15 protein-coding genes are annotated in these 16,081 nt (G+C 70.0%); 4 read left to right on the forward strand and 11 right to left on the reverse strand.

Annotated elements, in window-relative coordinates; all coding sequences use genetic code 11:
• Position 1: 1 nt before the first annotated feature.
• Both CVS47_RS16515 and dnaB read right to left on the reverse strand, forming a co-directional pair.
• Positions 2–295 (reverse strand): hypothetical protein, encoded by a 294-nt coding sequence (locus tag CVS47_RS16515; protein WP_241240213.1) that lies wholly within the window; start codon positions 293–295, stop codon positions 2–4.
• A 125-nt stretch (positions 296–420) separates the two neighbouring features.
• Positions 421–1,797, reverse strand: coding sequence for a replicative DNA helicase (dnaB, locus tag CVS47_RS16520; protein WP_127097067.1), 1,377 nt, complete (start codon positions 1,795–1,797; stop codon positions 421–423).
• A 788-nt stretch (positions 1,798–2,585) separates the two neighbouring features.
• Between dnaB and CVS47_RS16525 the strand changes: the two genes are divergently transcribed.
• Together CVS47_RS16525 and CVS47_RS16530 are read left to right on the forward strand one after the other, a co-directional pair.
• On the forward strand, positions 2,586–3,743 hold the full coding sequence (locus CVS47_RS16525) for a hypothetical protein (RefSeq protein WP_127097068.1): 1,158 nt from the start codon (positions 2,586–2,588) through the stop codon (positions 3,741–3,743).
• A gap of 84 nt (positions 3,744–3,827) precedes the next feature.
• Entirely contained in the window at positions 3,828–5,363 is a 1,536-nt protein-coding gene (locus tag CVS47_RS16530) for a chaplin family protein (protein ID WP_127097069.1), read from the forward strand.
• Between the two features lie 131 nt (positions 5,364–5,494).
• On the opposite strand, the gene rplI is transcribed toward CVS47_RS16530, so the two are convergent.
• From rplI to rpsF, 4 genes are all read right to left on the reverse strand, one after another.
• Complete coding sequence (rplI, locus tag CVS47_RS16535; RefSeq protein WP_127097070.1) at positions 5,495–5,947, reverse strand: 50S ribosomal protein L9; 453 nt, start codon at positions 5,945–5,947, stop codon at positions 5,495–5,497.
• Positions 5,948–5,956: 9 nt separating this feature from the next.
• Positions 5,957–6,211, reverse strand: a complete 255-nt coding sequence (rpsR, locus tag CVS47_RS16540; RefSeq protein ID WP_127097071.1) for a 30S ribosomal protein S18 — start codon at positions 6,209–6,211, stop codon at positions 5,957–5,959.
• A 74-nt stretch (positions 6,212–6,285) separates the two neighbouring features.
• A complete protein-coding gene (locus CVS47_RS16545; RefSeq protein ID WP_127097072.1) occupies positions 6,286–6,807 on the reverse strand; it encodes a single-stranded DNA-binding protein in 522 nt (173 codons plus the stop codon).
• A 5-nt stretch (positions 6,808–6,812) separates the two neighbouring features.
• Positions 6,813–7,199, reverse strand: coding sequence for a 30S ribosomal protein S6 (rpsF, locus tag CVS47_RS16550; RefSeq protein WP_127097073.1), 387 nt, complete (start codon positions 7,197–7,199; stop codon positions 6,813–6,815).
• A gap of 203 nt (positions 7,200–7,402) precedes the next feature.
• Between rpsF and CVS47_RS16555 the strand changes: the two genes are divergently transcribed.
• Positions 7,403–8,395: a hypothetical protein gene (locus CVS47_RS16555; RefSeq protein WP_127097074.1), complete on the forward strand. Its 993-nt coding sequence runs from the start codon at positions 7,403–7,405 to the stop codon at positions 8,393–8,395.
• The gene (locus tag CVS47_RS16560) at positions 8,392–9,621 is read left to right on the forward strand and encodes a hypothetical protein (RefSeq protein ID WP_127097075.1); all 1,230 of its coding nucleotides are present in this window, start codon (positions 8,392–8,394) and stop codon (positions 9,619–9,621) included. Before CVS47_RS16555 ends, CVS47_RS16560 begins: the two co-directional genes overlap by 4 nt.
• A 15-nt stretch (positions 9,622–9,636) precedes the next feature.
• On the opposite strand, the gene CVS47_RS16565 is transcribed toward CVS47_RS16560, so the two are convergent.
• The 5 genes from CVS47_RS16565 to CVS47_RS16585 all read right to left on the reverse strand — a co-directional run bounded on the left by CVS47_RS16565 (position 9,637) and on the right by CVS47_RS16585 (position 15,926).
• A complete protein-coding gene (locus tag CVS47_RS16565) occupies positions 9,637–10,299 on the reverse strand; it encodes a TMEM175 family protein (protein ID WP_127097076.1) in 663 nt (220 codons plus the stop codon).
• Positions 10,300–10,308: 9 nt separating this feature from the next.
• Positions 10,309–12,018, reverse strand: coding sequence for a dipeptide ABC transporter ATP-binding protein (locus CVS47_RS16570; RefSeq protein ID WP_127097077.1), 1,710 nt, complete (start codon positions 12,016–12,018; stop codon positions 10,309–10,311).
• Entirely contained in the window at positions 12,015–13,139 is a 1,125-nt protein-coding gene (locus CVS47_RS16575; protein ID WP_127097078.1) for an ABC transporter permease, read from the reverse strand. Before CVS47_RS16575 ends, CVS47_RS16570 begins: the two co-directional genes overlap by 4 nt.
• 1 nt (position 13,140) lies before the next feature.
• Entirely contained in the window at positions 13,141–14,214 is a 1,074-nt protein-coding gene (locus CVS47_RS16580) for an ABC transporter permease (protein ID WP_127097447.1), read from the reverse strand.
• A gap of 74 nt (positions 14,215–14,288) precedes the next feature.
• A complete protein-coding gene (locus CVS47_RS16585) occupies positions 14,289–15,926 on the reverse strand; it encodes an ABC transporter substrate-binding protein (RefSeq protein ID WP_127097079.1) in 1,638 nt (545 codons plus the stop codon).
• Between the last annotated feature and the right edge of the window lie 155 nt (positions 15,927–16,081).

Here is a 16,081-nt window from a genome sequence, read left to right on the forward strand (position 1 = left end):
ATCATGACAGCGAGCGAAGCCGGCTGTCGGTCGCGGGGAACGCGACCGAGTAGGAGATCTGCGTCGCCGTCATGTCGCCCCAGTCGTCCTTCTTCACGCGAATCGTCGAGGGTGACACCTCCGCGATGCGCACGCGCAGCCAGGTCCCGTCGTCCAGCCGCAATTCGTACGGGTCGGCGAGATAGCCCAGACCGAGATCGTCGAGAGTCTCCTCAGCGAGCATCCAGTCCACGACCCCTGTCCGCCGCCGTCCCAGCAGGTCGATCACGATGAACCCGTCGTCGACGGGTTCCATCCACCCCACTCGTTCGCCATCACCAGAACGTCGGTGCTCGATCCACTCCGCTTCCACGCGCCAAGGCTAACGACGATATCGAGTCGGTGTCATCGAAGACGGCGACGCTCATTCGGGTGCGACCTCTACGCGAAGTCCCCGACCGGCGCCATGTCGGTGAAGCGGGAGAAGTGGCCCTGGAAGGCGACGGTGATCGTGTCGGTCGGGCCGTTGCGGTGCTTGGCGACGATGAGGTCGGCCTCGCCGGCACGGGGGCTGTCCTTCTCATAGGCGGCCTCGCGATGCAGCAGCACCACCATGTCGGCGTCCTGCTCGATCGAGCCCGACTCGCGGAGGTCGGAGAGCGCGGGCTTCTTGTCGGAGCGCTGCTCGGCGCCACGGTTCAGCTGCGACAGCGCCACGACCGGCACACCCAGCTCCTTGGCGAGGAGCTTGAGCGCGCGCGAGAACTCCGAGACCTCCTGCTGGCGCGACTCGACGCGCTTGCCGCTCGTCATGAGCTGCAGGTAGTCGATGACGACCATCTTCAGGCCGACGCGCTGCTTGAGGCGACGGCACTTCGCGCGGATCTCGACCAGCGTCATGTTCGGGCTGTCGTCGATGTAGAGAGGGGCGTCGTTGATGCGTCCGCGCACCGACGCGATCGTCGTCCAGTCGCGGGAGTCGAGCGTGCCCTTGCGCATCGCCTGCAGGGGGATCGCGCCCTCGGCGCTCATGAGGCGCATGGCGATCTCGCTGCGACCCATCTCGAGCGAGAAGAAGATGGTCGGCATGTCGTTGCCGATGGCCGCGGTGCGGGCGAAGTCGAGCGCGAGCGTCGACTTACCCATGGCCGGACGCGCGGCGATGATGATCATCTGCCCCGGGTGCAGGCCGTTCGTCAGCTGGTCGAGGCCGGCGAAGCCGGTCGGGATGCCGGTCATCTGACCGTCGCGACCGCGGGCGGCCTCGATCTCGTCGACGGCGGCGTCGACGGCGACCGTCAGCGGGACGTAGTCCTCGACGGCGTCGGCGCCGGTGACGCCGTAGATCTCCGCCTGCGCGGTGTTGACGAGGTCGAGCGCCTCGCCCTCGCCCTGGTAGCCCATCTGCACGATGCGCGTGCCGGCCTCGACGAGACGGCGCAGCAGCGCGCGCTCGGAGACGATCGAGGCGTAGTAGCCCGCGTTGGCCGCCGTCGGCACGATCGAGGTCAGGGTGTGCAGGTAATCGGCCCCGCCCGCGCGCTGCAGCTCGCCGGTCTTGATGAGCTCGTCGGTGACCGCGACGACGTCGGTCGGCTCACCGTGCGAGTACAGCGAGAGGATGGCCTCGTAGATGAGCTCGTGCTTCGGCACATAGAAGTCCGCGCCGCGCAGGCTCTCGATGACGTCGGCGACGGCGTCCTTCGAGAGCAGCATGCCGCCCAGCGCGCTCTGCTCCGCCAGCACGTCGTGCGGAGGCGTCCGCTCGTACTGCCGGGGTCCCCCCAGACGCTCCTCCGAGATGTCGGCGATCGACATGCTGCCGTCCTCTCCTGTCGTCTTCACCCTCATCGCGCGTGCCCGTGAGGTGCGCGCGCGAACAGCGCCGATCCGATCTGCGGATGCCGCGGCATCCGCTCCCCGATCGAGCACAGCCCACCACGAACCGCCGACATCGCATCACCCCCGATGGATGACGGCGCAGTCGTCCGATGGGCCGGACCCCACGCTATGGAGGGTGATTCCGAGGCGCAAACAGCCCTGTGGATAACTCTGTGGAGAACATGCGCGAAACGCCGCGGACCCTGTGCACAACGGATGTGGACAACCTTCTTATCGCGAGTGGGTCGAAAGAATTTAAGTGCTCCTGATCTGCCCTTCTCATCGCGGTGAGGGTGTGGAGGAAGAAAGAGGTGAACTCGGGATTGAAGGTTCGGTCTGATAGGAGCGGCTGTGTACAGATCTGGGGATGACGAGCGACGTCGTGTTCTCGATCGGTACGCGACCGACAGCCGGCCGTTCGGCGACAGCCGGCCTCCTCTGGGCGCCTCTGCGGCACGCAGAGCAGGACCCCACCCCGAACAGCTCAGCGCTCCCACGGGTGCGCACAAGGCCCTCCTGCGGTCTCCGCCCCTGCTTCGTCCTCCCCATCGCACTGATCGAGCGATCCATACGCGACGCGACGACGGCCGAGGCCCGTCGCGACGAAAAGGGGGCCTCACCTACCCACGTCGCGATCGCAGGGCTAGCTTCAGATCACCAGGCACCCCTAGATCTGCTCCTCACGGACGGATCTCCTTTTACGTCGTCGTATTCGGGAGGTGAACATGGACGCCATTCATCCGCAGCGCGTGTCGAGGATCTCCACGCTGCTGATCGCCTCCCTCGGCGTCGCGTTCGCCTGGGTGCTCCTGTCTCTCGTTCTGGGCTTCTCCGCGCCTCAGGCGCACGCCGACGACGACGGTCTGCTCGGCACGGTGACCTCCACGGTCGAGCGCACCACCTCCTCCGCGACCCAGGTCGTCTCCGACACCACCTCGTCCGTGACCGACCTCGTCAGCGACACGGTCGCCGCCGTCTCGGAGCCGGCCGCGCCGCCCGCCCCGATCGCGCCGCCCGCCCCCATCGCGCCGGTCGTCGAACAGGTCGCGCCGGTCGTGGCCCCCGTGGTGGAGACGGTCGCCCCCGTGGTCGCCCCGATCACCGAGGCCGTGGCCCCCGTCGTCGCCGGTGTGACCCCCGTCGTGGAGACGGTCGAGTCCGCGGTCGGCACCGTCACCACGGGTGCGACGGAGATCGTCGATGCCGGCGTCATCAGTCCGGTCGTGGATGCGGGCGTCGAGGTCGTGACGTCGCTCCCTGTCGTCGGTGACGTCGTGGCCTCCACCGGCGTCGATGACGCCCTCTCGTCCGTCGGCCACACCGTCGACGGCGTGCTGCAGGGCACGACGGAGGCGGTCGTCCGCCCCGTGACGGAGATCGTCGACACCGTGACCGACCCCGTCGAGGGTGTCGTCGACGGGGCAGTCCCCGCTGCGGTGACGCCTGTCGTGCCGGTGACCGGCAGCCTCACGCCGCTGTCGCCCGCGCTCGCCCCCGCCTCAGAGCTCCCCGCCTCCCGCACTCTTCCCCGACCCCTCGACGCGACGTCCGCAGCCGGACCGCTGGACTACTTCGCGCGTGCGGCGGTGCTGAGCGGCACCGCCCTGTGGATGGCCGTCGCGCCGTCCGCCACGGCCGTCGTGTCGTCGGCGGATGCCGCGGCCATCGGCGGCGGCGCATCGAACGACCCGTTATCGCTGCTGCGTTCGACGCTGCAGGGCGAATCGTCCTCCATGGGGCCCGCCGGTGCGGGTTCCGGTGCCTGGGCGCTGATCGCCGTCGCGTTCGTGCTCGCATACCGTGCCTGGATGCGACGCACCGGACTCGAGGACGACGCGGCTCCCGTGGCACCCACCTACCCCACCGACGTCTCTCCCGACTGATCGGACCTCGTCGCCCCCTCGGCGACCGAGTGTCATCGCGCATTCCCGCGCATCCGAACAGTCAACACATCTCGAGGAGAGATCATGAACACCTTCATCACGCGCGCCTTGATCGGCACGCTTCTCGCCGGCGGCGTCACGCTGCTCGGCGCGACGGTCGCCAACGCGGCCGAGACCACGGGCGAGGACGGACTGCTGTCCGGCACCCAGGCCCTCATCGACGTGTCGGCCCCGGTCGACGTCGTCGGCGACGCGGTGTCGCTCATCGGGGACAGCTCATCCACGACGGCCCCGGCACCCGCGGAGGCCGCACCGGCTCCCGCGGCCGAGGTCACGACGAGCGGCCTCGACGGCATCCTGTCGGGCGATCAGGCCATCGTGAGCGTCGACATCCCGATCACCGTCACCGACAACGCGGTATCGGTCATCGGCGACAGCACCGTCGAGGACGCGGCTCCCGCTGCGCCGGCCGAGCCTGCCGAGCCTGCTGCACCCGCCGAGGCTCCGGCCCCCGAGGCGAGCACCAGCGGCGAGGACGGCATCGCGTCGGGCAACCAGGCGGTCGTCGACCTGGACGTTCCGGTCACCGTCGGCGGCAACGCCGTCTCCGTCATCGGAGACAGCAGCGTCACCGACACCGCCCCCGCAGCGGCGCCGGTGGCCCCGGCCACCGGCGGCACCACGACGGCACCCGTCACCACCGGCGAGGACAGCATCCTCGGCGGCAACCAGGTGATCCCCGTCGTCGACATCCCCGTCACCGTCGGCGGCAACGCCGTCTCCGTCATCGGAGACAGCAGCGTCACCGACACCGCCCCCGCAGCTGCCCCGGCAGCCCCGGCCACCGGCGGCACCACGACGGCACCCGTCACCACCGGCGAGGACAGCATCCTCGGCGGCAACCAGGTGATCCCCGTCCTGGACATCCCCGTCACCGTCGGCGGGAACGCCATCTCGGTCATCGGAGACAGCAGTGTGGTGGGCGGCACGGGCACGGGAACCGGCCTCGGCGGCGGATCGCCTCTCGCGCCGATCACCTCGGGTGAGGACGGCATCCTCGGCGGCAACCAGCTGATCCCGGTCGTCAACCTCCCGATCACCGTCGGCGGCAACGCCATCTCCGTCATCGGAGACAGCACCGTCACCACCCCCGGCACCCCGGGAACGCCCGGCACACCCGGCACCCCCGGCACCCCCGGCACCCCGGGCACCCCCGGCACCCCGGGCACCCCGGGCACCCCCGGCACCCCGGGAACGCCCGGCACGCCCGGCACCCCGGGAACGCCCGGCACGCCCGGCACCCCGGGAACGCCCGGCACACCCGGCACCCCCGGCACCCCCGGCACCCCCGGCACACCGGGCACTCCCGGCACCCCCGGCACCCCCGGCACACCGGGCACTCCGGGCACTCCGGGCACTCCCGGTACCCCGGCCACTGCCGGAACACCCGCGGGCGCGACCGTCTACGCCGCCGCGTCGACCGCAGCCGCGTCGACCGCGAACGCCCCGGCCGCGCGCCTGGCGACCACCGGAGGAGAGAGCGCCCTTCCGGCACTCCTGATGGCACTCGTGCTGTTCGGAGCCGGCGCGGCGTTCCTGCTGCGGCGCCGCACCGCCTGACGCGGACGGAGCGGGCCGGCCGTGCCTGGTCCGACCTGCTCCGCCGCCGACGCGGCCGGTGAAAGGACGGATGCCGCGACCCGAACCCCTGTGGAGGGGCCGGGCCGCGGCATCCGTCTGCCTTCTGCGCCTTACTTGGCGGAGACCACCTGAAGGGTGATCACGGCGGTCAGGTCGTCGCGGAGACGCACCGTGGCCTCGTGCTCGCCGATCGACTTGATGGGCGTGGTGATGTGGATCTTGCGCTTGTCCAGGTCGCCCAGGCCGGCGGCCTTGACGGCGTCGGCGATGTGGTCGGTCTTGACCGAGCCGAACAGACGGCCTTCGCTGCCGGTCTTGACGGCGAGCTTGACCTTGTTGGACTCGAGCGTGTTCTTGAGCGCCACGGCCTCTTCGTGATCGTGGATCGCGCGGGAGTCACGGGCGGCGCGGATCGACGCCACCTGCTTCTCGCCACCGCGGGTCCACGCCACGGCGAAGCCCTGGGGGATGAGGTAGTTGCGGGCGAACCCGTCCTTGACCTCGACAACGTCTCCGGCGCCGCCGAGACCGGCGACCTCGTTCGTGAGAATCAGCTTCGACATCGGTGCCCCTTAACGGCCAGCGCCGGCGTAGGGCAGGAGCGCCATTTCGCGCGCGTTCTTGATCGCGCGGGCGATCAGACGCTGCTCCTGCACCGAGACTCCGGTGATACGGCGGGCGCGGATCTTCCCGCGCTCCGAGATGAACTTGCGAAGCGTGGCGACATCTTTGTAGTCGATGAGGCCGACGCGGGTCGGCTTCGCGGGAGCGGTGACTTTGCCGCCCTTCCGCGGCTTCCGGCGGTCGCCGGTGGACTTTCCAGCCATGGTTCTTCCTTACTGAGTGTGTAGATCGGATGCTGCGACCCGGCCTGCGCCTGACGGGCGGCCGGATTCGCGGATCAGAACGGGGTGTCGTCTCCGTAGGAGCCGGGAGTGCTCCACGCGTCGGCGCCGCTGTTCGAGGAGCCGCTGTTCGACCCGGGGGTCGACCACGGCTGGTCGGCGACCTGGCCGCGGGACTGCCCGCCGCCCTGTCCGCCGCCGGCACCGCCGGAGGAGGCCGCACGCGTGATCTGAGCCGTCGCGTAGCGCAGCGACGGGCCGATCTCGTCGACCTCGAGCTCCATCGACGTGCGCTTCTCGCCTTCCTTCGTCTCGTACGAGCGCTGCTTCAGGCGACCGCTCGCGATGACGCGGCTGCCCTTGGTCAGCGATCCGGCGACGTGCTCGGCGAACTCGCGCCAGACGCTCGCGCGGAGGAACAGCGCTTCGCCGTCCTTCCACTCGTTCGCCTGACGGTCGAAGGTGCGCGGCGTCGACGCGATCGTGAAGTTCGCGACGGGGAGTCCGTTCTGCGTGTAGCGCAGCTCGGGATCAGCCGTGAGGTTTCCCACGACGGTGATGATCGTCTCGCCGGCCATGACCCTTACGCGTCCTGCTTGACCGCGGGCTTGGCGGGACGGGCAGCCTTGCGGGCGGCCTTCTCGTCGGCGCGCTGCTTCTCCGACGCGATCATCGCGATCGCCTCTTCGGCCCGGAGGACCTTGGTGCGCATGATCATCTCGCTGAGCTTGAGCTGACGGTCGAGCTCGCGCGTGGCGTCACTGGATGCCGTGAAGCTGACGACGGCGTAGATGCCCTCGTTCTTCTTCTGGATCTCGTATGCCAGGCGGCGCTTGCCCCAGACGTCGACGTTCTCGATGGAACCGCCGTCGTTGGTGATGACCTTCAGGAACTTGTCGAGGTTCGGAGCGACCTGGCGCTCATCGATCTCGGGGTTCAAGATGACCATGAGTTCGTACTGGTGCGTCACTGACCCACCTCCTTCGGACTAGAACGGCTGTCGGGCATTTCCCGGCAGCAGGAGGGTGTGTGCACGTGTCCGGCCGGATTCGGGCTGGGCCGAGGCCGGACAACCTTCACAGTGTACCGGATGCCGCGGCATCCGCCGGAATCGGGATGCCGCGCCCGCGCGACGACGAGGCGCGACGGCCTCCCGCAGGTAGCGTGGCCGCCATGGAATGGACGGCGGACGTGGCGGCGGGCGACTGGATCCGGGACAGGGTCGACTCGCCCTGGCGCGGGACGATCCACGACATCGTGCCGCGCGGCTTCGCGGAGTACGTGCGCATCTTCCATCCGGCCACCCGCGACCGTCCGGTCGGCGAGCGCTGGCCCGGCCTGCCGTACGCCCGCCACCGCCGCGAGTGGGACGAGTTCCAGCGTCGCGACCCCGAGATCGACGTCGAGCGGGTGTCGTGGGCGCAGACCGCGGCCGCCATCGGCACGACGATGCACGCGCGCGCCCAGTGGGACGCCCTGGTCGCCCCCGGCCGGCTCGTCGAGAACGAGGACGGACCGCGCGATGCGGCCGGCTGGCGCTACGGCACCCCCGACCTGGGAGACCTCCCGGCCGATCTCGTCGCCGTCGTCGCCGGTCACGCGGCTGCGCACACGACGACACCGGACGACGGCTGCGTCGCGGTGTGGGAGGGCTTCGGCGGTCTGGTCGGCTTCATGGGGCCGGCACCGTCGCGCACGTTCTACCAGTTCACCTCCACCCCCTCCGAGGAGGTGAACGCGCACAACGAGATGCTCTCGCGCTCGGTGCGCGACCCGTACGACAAAGGCTTCCGCAAGGACACCTGGCAGGACGGGATGCTCGACCGCGCCATCTCGGAGGGTCCGCGCCTGCGGCTGCTCAACCGCGCTCACGTGCTCTTCCGGGGAGGGGTGATCGAGCTCGCCCGGCCGGACTGGTTCCTCGACGTCCCCTGGCGCGACCGTGAGGCCGAGGAGCACGGGTTCCCACCCAGCGCCCACGCTCCCACCCTCGTCTGGCCCGACGACCACGCCTGGGTCATCTCGACCGAGGTCGACTACGACTCCACGATCGTCGGGGGCAGCGCCGATCTGGTGCGCGCGCTGCGCGCCGACCCGCGGCTCGAGGCGATCCCGATCCGGGAGGACACCGCGCTCACCTGGGACGCCGACGAGGTGAACCGATGAGCGCGGGCACCTCCGCGAGCGGCGGCGGCGCGGCATCCCTCCCCTTCGACACCCGCGCCCTCACGGCGCCGGTCGACAAGGCGGAGCTGCGCGCCTACACCGCGCAGCTCAAGGCCCGAGGGGAGGCCGGGACGACATTCGCGCAGGTCCTCACCGTCGTCGTGGTGGTGTTCGCCGCACTCATCTTCCTCACCCTCTTCGGATCGATCGCGACGGTCGCGGTGTCGATGTTCTCCCGGTCGGGTGCCCGCGGCGGCCTCGGCGTCGTGGTGTTCGTGATCATGATCGGCGTCATCGCCGCGGCCGTGGTCGCCCTGGTCCGCGGCATCGCCAGGGGCTCGGAGCGCCGGTTCCGTCTCGCGCGCTTCGCGGCGTCGAACGGCATGTCGTACCTGCCGACGCTCAGCGATCCGGCGCTCCCCGGCATGATCTTCGGTCGCGGCAGCTCCCGCAGCGCGAGCGATCTCGTCCGCGGCGAGCGCCCCCGGTTCGTCGAGTTCGCCAACTACCGGTACACGACCGGCTCGGGCAAGAACCGCACCACTCACCGCTGGGGCTACGTCGCGATCAAGCTCGACGTGCCGCTGCCGCACATCGTGCTCGACGCGCTCAGCAACAACGGCCTCTTCGGCTCCAACCTGCCGCAGAGCTTCGACCGCGACCAGCGCCTCAGCCTCGAGGGCGACTTCGACCAGCACTTCGCGCTGTACTGCCCGAACGGCTACGAGCGCGACGCGCTCTACCTCTTCACGCCCGACATCATGGCGCGCTTCATCGACAACGCCGCGGCGCTCGACGTCGAGATCGTCGATCAGTGGCTCTTCCTCTACGCCAAGCGCGACATGTCCACGCTCGATCCCGCCACCTGGGCGTGGCTGTTCGGCGCGGTCGGGGCGCTGCTCGACAAGCTCGCCCAGTGGGGCCGCTGGCGTGACGAGCACCTGGGGGCGGATGCCGCGGCATCCGCTCCTCGCCCCGTCTCCGGTGACGCGCCGGCCTCGGGCATGCCCGCCCCCGACGGTCTTCCCGCCGGGATGGTGACGCCCGGCGCCGCCGCTCTGCCGTTCGCCGCGCCGCCCCAGATGCTGACACCGCCGCCGGGAGTGGCGCCGCAGGGCCGGCGGCTGCAGAAGCGAGTGCCCGTCGCCACCATCATCGTCATGGTGATCTTCGGCATCGTGTGGCTCGCGATGCAGTCGGGTCTGCTCACCCAGCTGATGCGCTGACCCGGCCGCCCGGGTTCAGCGCTTCGCCGCGGACGCGCGGAGCCGGCGCATGCTCAGGCTGTGGAGCGGTCCGACGAGCACCATGAGGAACAGTGCCGCGTAGCCGATGCTCGGCACCAGGACGGCGACGGCGAGACTCACCAGGAAGAGCCCGGTGGTGAGGACGTCGGCGAGGATGCCGGAACGGAGCTGATCGTCGGGGATGTCGTGCAGACGAGGGTTCGCGCGCAGGTAGAGCCGCGTGCAGACCTGGAGCATGGCGGTCAGCGCCATGCTGCCGATGTAGAGCACCCGCTGCAGGTCGTCCGTATCCATCTGGCCGATGACGGCGGTCGCCACGGGGAGCCAGACGATCGTCAGGGCCCACATCATCGTGATCCACACGAGGGCCTCGGTCACCCGCTCCACCCTCGCGAAGACCCGGTGGTGGGTCATCCAGAAGTTCGCGATGATCACGAAGCTCAGGACGAACATGATGATCGGCGAGAACTCCTCCTGGAGCCACTCCAGCGTCGTCAGGTTCTCCGACGCCGCCTCGCTGACGCTCTCCAGCAGCGGCAGGATCAGCAGCGTCATCGCGATCGCCACCACGGCGTCGGTGAAGGCCTTCAGCCGCTCCGCCGGCGGCAGCAAGCGGCTCCCGTCGTCCTCGCGCGCCGTGCGGCCGGCTCTGTCCATGGCCAGATGCTAGCGGGTGGACCGCCAGAGCTCACGGCGCGCTTCCTGCTGCACCGGGTCGGGCACGGGCAGCGACGCCAGCAGACGCCTGGTGTAGTCGTCGGAGGGCCGGCTGAGCACCTGCACGGTCGTGCCCTGCTCGCGGATGACGCCCTGTCGCAGCACGATCACGCGGTCGGCGACCTCGTCGACCACGGCGAGGTCGTGACTGATGAACAGGCAGGCGAAGCCGAACTCGGCCTGGAGGTCGGCGAACAGCCGCAGCACGCGCGCCTGCACCGAGACGTCGAGCGCGGAGGTCGGCTCGTCGGCGATGAGCAGCTTGGGGTCGAGCGCGAGCGCACGCGCGAGCGAGGCGCGCTGGCGCTGTCCGCCGCTGAGCTCGTGCGGGTAGCGGTCGCCGAAGGCCGTCGGCAGGTTGACCGCGTCGAGCAGCTCGTCCACCTTGCGCCGTGCGCTGCGGGCGTCGCCGGCGCGACGGTGCACGATGAGCGGCTCCGCGATGCACTCCGCGATCGTCAGCAGCGGGTTGAAGCTCGTCGCCGGGTCCTGGAAGACGAACCCGATGTCGGGGCGCGTCTTGGCGAGCTGACGGTTCTTCACCCCGCGCATCTCGGTGCCGAGCACGCGCAGCGAGCCGCCGACGACCTCTGTGAGGCCGACGATGGCGCGGCCGATGGTGGTCTTGCCCGATCCCGACTCGCCGACGAGGCCGAGCACCTCGCCGGGCGCGATCCAGAAGTCCACGCCCTTCACGGCGACGACACCGGCGGCGCCGAAGCGACCGGGGTAGCCGATCTCCACCTTCTCCGCGACGACCAGGCTGCCCTCTGGCGGTGAGGTCGGGGCGGCGGTGTCGAGCGACTGCGTGGCGCTCTTGCCGCGACCGACGTGCGGCACGGCCGCGAGGAGCTCGCGCGTGTAGGCCTGCTGCGGCGCGGCGAAGAGCTCGCGCACCGGCGCCTCCTCGACGATGTCGCCCTGGTACATCACCACGACGCGGTCGGCGAGGTCGGCCACGACGCCCATGTTGTGGGTGATGAGGACGATCGTCGCGCCGAACTCGTCGCGGCAGGTGCGCAGCAGCTCGAGGATCTCGGCCTGCACCGTGACGTCGAGCGCGGTGGTCGGCTCGTCGGCGATGATGAGGCCGGCGTCGAGCACGAGCGCCATGGCGATCACGACGCGCTGCTTCTGCCCGCCGGAGAACTGGTGCGGGTAGTCGTCGACCCGCTTCTCGGGGTCGGGGATGCCGACGCGCCGCAGGATGTCGACGGCCTTGGCCTTCGCCTCCGCGGCCGAGAGCTTCTCGTGGGCGCGCAGGCCCTCCGCGATCTGCCAGCCGACCGTGTAGACCGGGTTGAGCGCGGTGGACGGCTCCTGGAAGACCATCGCGGCATCCCGTCCGCGCATCTCGCGCAGCTGCGCGGCGGTCGCGTGCACGATGTCGGTCTCGTCTCCGTCGCGGCCGCGCACGATCACGGCACCCGAGAGGGTAGCCGTCTCGGGAAGAAGTCCGAGGAGCGTGTTGGCGGTCACGGTCTTGCCCGAGCCCGACTCGCCGACGATGGCGAGCACCTCGCCGGCGCGCGCCTCGAGCGAGATGCCGGAGACGGCGACGACCGGCGGGCCGTCGGTGGCGAAGGCGACGCGCAGGTCGTCGACGCGGGCGACCGGTGCGCCGACGGAGCGCCCGGGGCGGGCGGCGGTGGGGGTCATGACGTGCTCCCGTCGGAGGCGCGAGGATCGGTGGGGCGGCCGGTCTCGGTCACCGGTGCGACGGCGTCGTCGGCGGATGCTGCGACCCCGGCGACCGGCACGGCGGCCGTGGCCCCGGCGGGAACGGGAGCGCCTCCGGCGCGACGGCGCGTGCGCAGGCGCGGGTCGCTCAGGTCGTTGAGGCTCTCGCCGACGAGCGTGATGCCGAGCACCACGAGCACGATGGCGACGCCGGGCGGGATGGCCGTCCACCAGATGCCGCTGGTCACGTCGGCGACGGAGCGGTTGAGGTCGTAGCCCCACTCGCCGGCCGCGGTGGCTTCGATGCCGAAGCCGAGGAAGCCGAGGCCCGCGAGGGTGAGGAGGGCCTCCGATGCGTTCAGCGTGATGACGACCGGCAGCGAGCGGGTCGAGTTGCGCAGCACGTGGCGCACCAGGATGCGCCCTGTGGGCACGCCGATGACGCGGGCGGACTCGACGAACGGCTCGGCCTTGACGCGCACGACCTCGGCGCGGATGACGCGGAAGTACTGCGGCACGAAGACGACGGTGATCGAGATTGCCGTGGCGAGGATGCCGCCCCACAGCGTGGACTGACCGCGCGTGATCGCGATCGACATGACGATCGCCAGCAGCAGCGACGGGAACGCGTAGATCGCGTCGCAGACGACGACGAGGAGGCGGTCGAGCCACCCGCCGAAGTACCCGCCGACGAGTCCGAGGAAGATGCCGAGGAAGATCGAGAACACGATGGCGCAGATGATGACGAGCAGCGCCGTCTGGGCGCCCCAGACCACGCGCGACAGCACGTCGAATCCGCTGACCGTCGTGCCGAGGAGGTTGAGGGCGTTCGGCGCCTGCTGCGTGCCGAACTTCACGCCGTCGGCCGACTGTTGGGCGAACCCGTAGGGGGCGATCACCGGAGCGAAGATCGCGGTGAGGATGAACACCGCGGAGATGACGAGGCCGATGACGAGCATCGTCCGCTGGAGCCCGACGCTGCGGCGCAGCTGCGAGACGATCGGCAGGCGGTCGCGCAGGGGCACCTTGCGGGTGGTCAGGGCATCCACGAGCGGGGTGGCGGCGGCATCCGGACCGCTGCTTCTGCGGGTGTCGGTCATGTCAGTACCTCACTCGCGGGTCGATGAGCGCCGCGATCACGTCGACGAAGAAGTTGGTCAGCGCCACCACGACGGCGATCATCACGACGATGCCCTGCACGGCCACGAAGTCGCGGGCCTTCAGGTACTCGCTGAGCATGAAGCCGATGCCCTTCCACTCGAAGGTGGATTCCGTGAGGACCGCGCCGGACAGCAGGAGCGCGATCTGCAGCCCGATGACGGTGACGATCGGGATGAGCGCCGGGCGGTACGCGTGCTTGGTGACGAGACGGAACTCGGGCACGCCGCGGGAGCGGGCCGAGGTGACGTACTGCGCGCCGAGCGTGCCGATGACGTTCGTGCGCACGAGGCGCAGGAAGATGCCGGCGGTCAGGATGCCCAGTGCGAGCCCCGGGAGGACCGCGTGGGTGAGCACGTCGCCGATCGCCGCACCGTCGCCGAGGCGGAGGGCATCGATCAGGTAGATGCCGGTCGGTGCGTCGAGAGACTGCAGCTTGAGCTCGGTGCGGGTGCCGGCGCGGCCGGCGACCGGCAGCACGCCGAGCCAGATGGAGAAGACGAGCTTGAGCAGCAGCCCGACGAAGAAGATGGGGGTCGCGTAGCCGAGGATCGCGCCGATGCGGAGCACGGCGTCCTGCCAACGGTCGCGGCGGTAGGCGGCGATGAGGCCGAACGGGATGCCGATGAGGAACGCGACGATGAGCGCGTAGAACGCCAGCTCGAGCGTGGCGGCGCCGTACTGCACGAGGATGCCGATCACCGGCCGGTTGTCGGTGAGGGTCGTGCCGAAGTCGCCGCGGAACACCCCGCCCAGGTACTCGAGGTACTGGATGAAGAGCGGCCGGTCGTAGCCGGCGGCCGCGATGCGCTCCGCGAGCTGATCGGCGGGGAGCCGGCCGCCGAGGGCGGCGGTGATCGGGTCTCCGGTGATCCGCATGAGGAAGAAGACCACCGTGACGAGGATGAACACCGTCGGGAGGATCAGCAGGAGTCGGATGAGGATGTAGCGCCACAGACCGCCCCGGCGAGGGGTGACGGGTGTGGCGATCGCGGCTGCGTCGACGGCGGTGACCATGGGGGAAGACCTTACTTCAGCGAAGAAGAACCGGATGCCGGTGGCGTGTGCCACCGGCATCCGGTTCTCTTCTGCTACTTGCTCAGCGGTGCGTAACGGAACTTGAACGAGCCGTCGAGGGTGGCGCCGTTGACGGACGCACCCACGATCGCGACCTGCTTGCCCTGGAGCAGCGGCAGCGTCGACAGGTCGGCGGCCACCTTGTCCTGGATCTCGCCGATCGTCGCCTCACGGGCGGCCGCGTCGGTCTCGGTCGCCTGCTCGGCGATCAGGTCCTGGACCTCGGCGTTGTCGTAGTGGTTCGCCAGGAAGTTGTCCTTCGTGAAGAACGGCGCGAGGTAGTTGTCGGCGTCGGAGTAGTCCGGGAACCAGCCGAGCTGGTACAGCGGGTAGACGTCGGACGTGCGGTCCTTGGAGTACTGCACCCACTCGGTCTGCGCGAGGTTGACGGTGAACAGGCCACCCTCCTCCAGCTGCCCCTTGACCGCGGCGTACTCGTCACCCGACGAGGGGCCGTAGTGATCGCCGTTGTACTGCAGGTTCAGCACGACCGGCGTGGTGATGCCGGCGGCCTCGAGCGTGGCCTTCGCCTTGTCGGTGTCGGGTCCGCCCTGGCCGTCACCGTAGAGACCCTTGAGCGCCTCATTGGCACCGGTCAGGCCCTGCGGGACGTAGGAGTACAGCGGCGAGAAGGTGTCCTTGTAGACGTCCTTCGCGATGGCCTCGCGGTCGATGAGGTCGGCGGCCGCCTGACGGACGGCGAGCGACTTGGCCGCGTCGGCCTCGGGCGTGGTGGCGCCGAACGGCATCGTGTCGAAGTTGAACACGATGTAGCGGATCTCTCCACCGGGGCCGTCGACGACCTTGACCGCGTCGTCGCCGGACAGGTCGGCCACGTCGGTCGCGCTGAGGCTGCGGAAGGCGACGTCGATCGCGCCGCTCTGGATGTCGAGCTTCAGGTTCGACGAGTCGGCGTAGTACTTCGCCGTCACGCCGCCGTTGGCCGCGGCCGGCAGGCTGCCCTTGTAGTCGGCGAACGGCGTGTAGGAGATGAGCTCGTTGACCTTGTAGGAGTCGATCTCGTACTGGCCGGCGAACGCCTTGCCCGAGACGATGTCGTCGTCGGGGGTGACCGCGTCGGCGGAGAAGACCTCTTCGTCGACGATCGGGGCGGCGGGGCTGGAGAGGATCTGCGGCCAGACCTGGTCGTTGCCGTTCTTCAGCGTGAACACGACGGTGGTGTCGTCCGGGGCGGCGACGCTGTCGAGGTTGTAGAGCAGCGAGGAGGGGCCGTTCTCGTCGGCGATGGCGACCTGGCGGTCGAAGGAGAACTTGACGTCCGAGGAGGTCAGCGCGTGCCCGTTGGCGAAGGTGAGACCCTCCTTGAGCGTGACGGTGTACTCGGTCGGCGAGGTGAAGTCCGCCGATTCGGCGATGTCAGGCGTGACGTCGGCCGTGCCGTACTGGCTGTTCAGGAGGAACGGGTAGACCTGGTTCATCACGGCGAACGAGCCGTTGTCGTACGAGCCCGCGGGGTCCAGCGACGTGATCTTGTCGGTGGTGCCGACGATGAGGGGCTCGTCCGAGCCGCCGCCGCCGTCGCTGGCGGTTCCGCCGCCGCCGCCGGCACAGCCGGCGAGGAGAAGGGCCGAGGCGCCGAAGGCCCCGAGGGCGAGGCCGAGGCGGCCGCGACCGGTGTGGTGCAGTGACATGTGTTACCTCTGCTGTGAAGGAATCAGCCGCGACGGGTGCGCGCGGCCCTCCGCATATCTTGGTGCCCGACCTGGTCGGCGCCAACTCACGGCACCAATTCGTGACGAGACCGAAACCCGCCCGACCCGGGACCCCGTGCCACGCATCACCCGCG

This window comes from Microbacterium lemovicicum (assembly GCF_003991875.1).
In the GTDB taxonomy this organism is placed as follows: domain Bacteria; phylum Actinomycetota; class Actinomycetes; order Actinomycetales; family Microbacteriaceae; genus Microbacterium; species Microbacterium lemovicicum.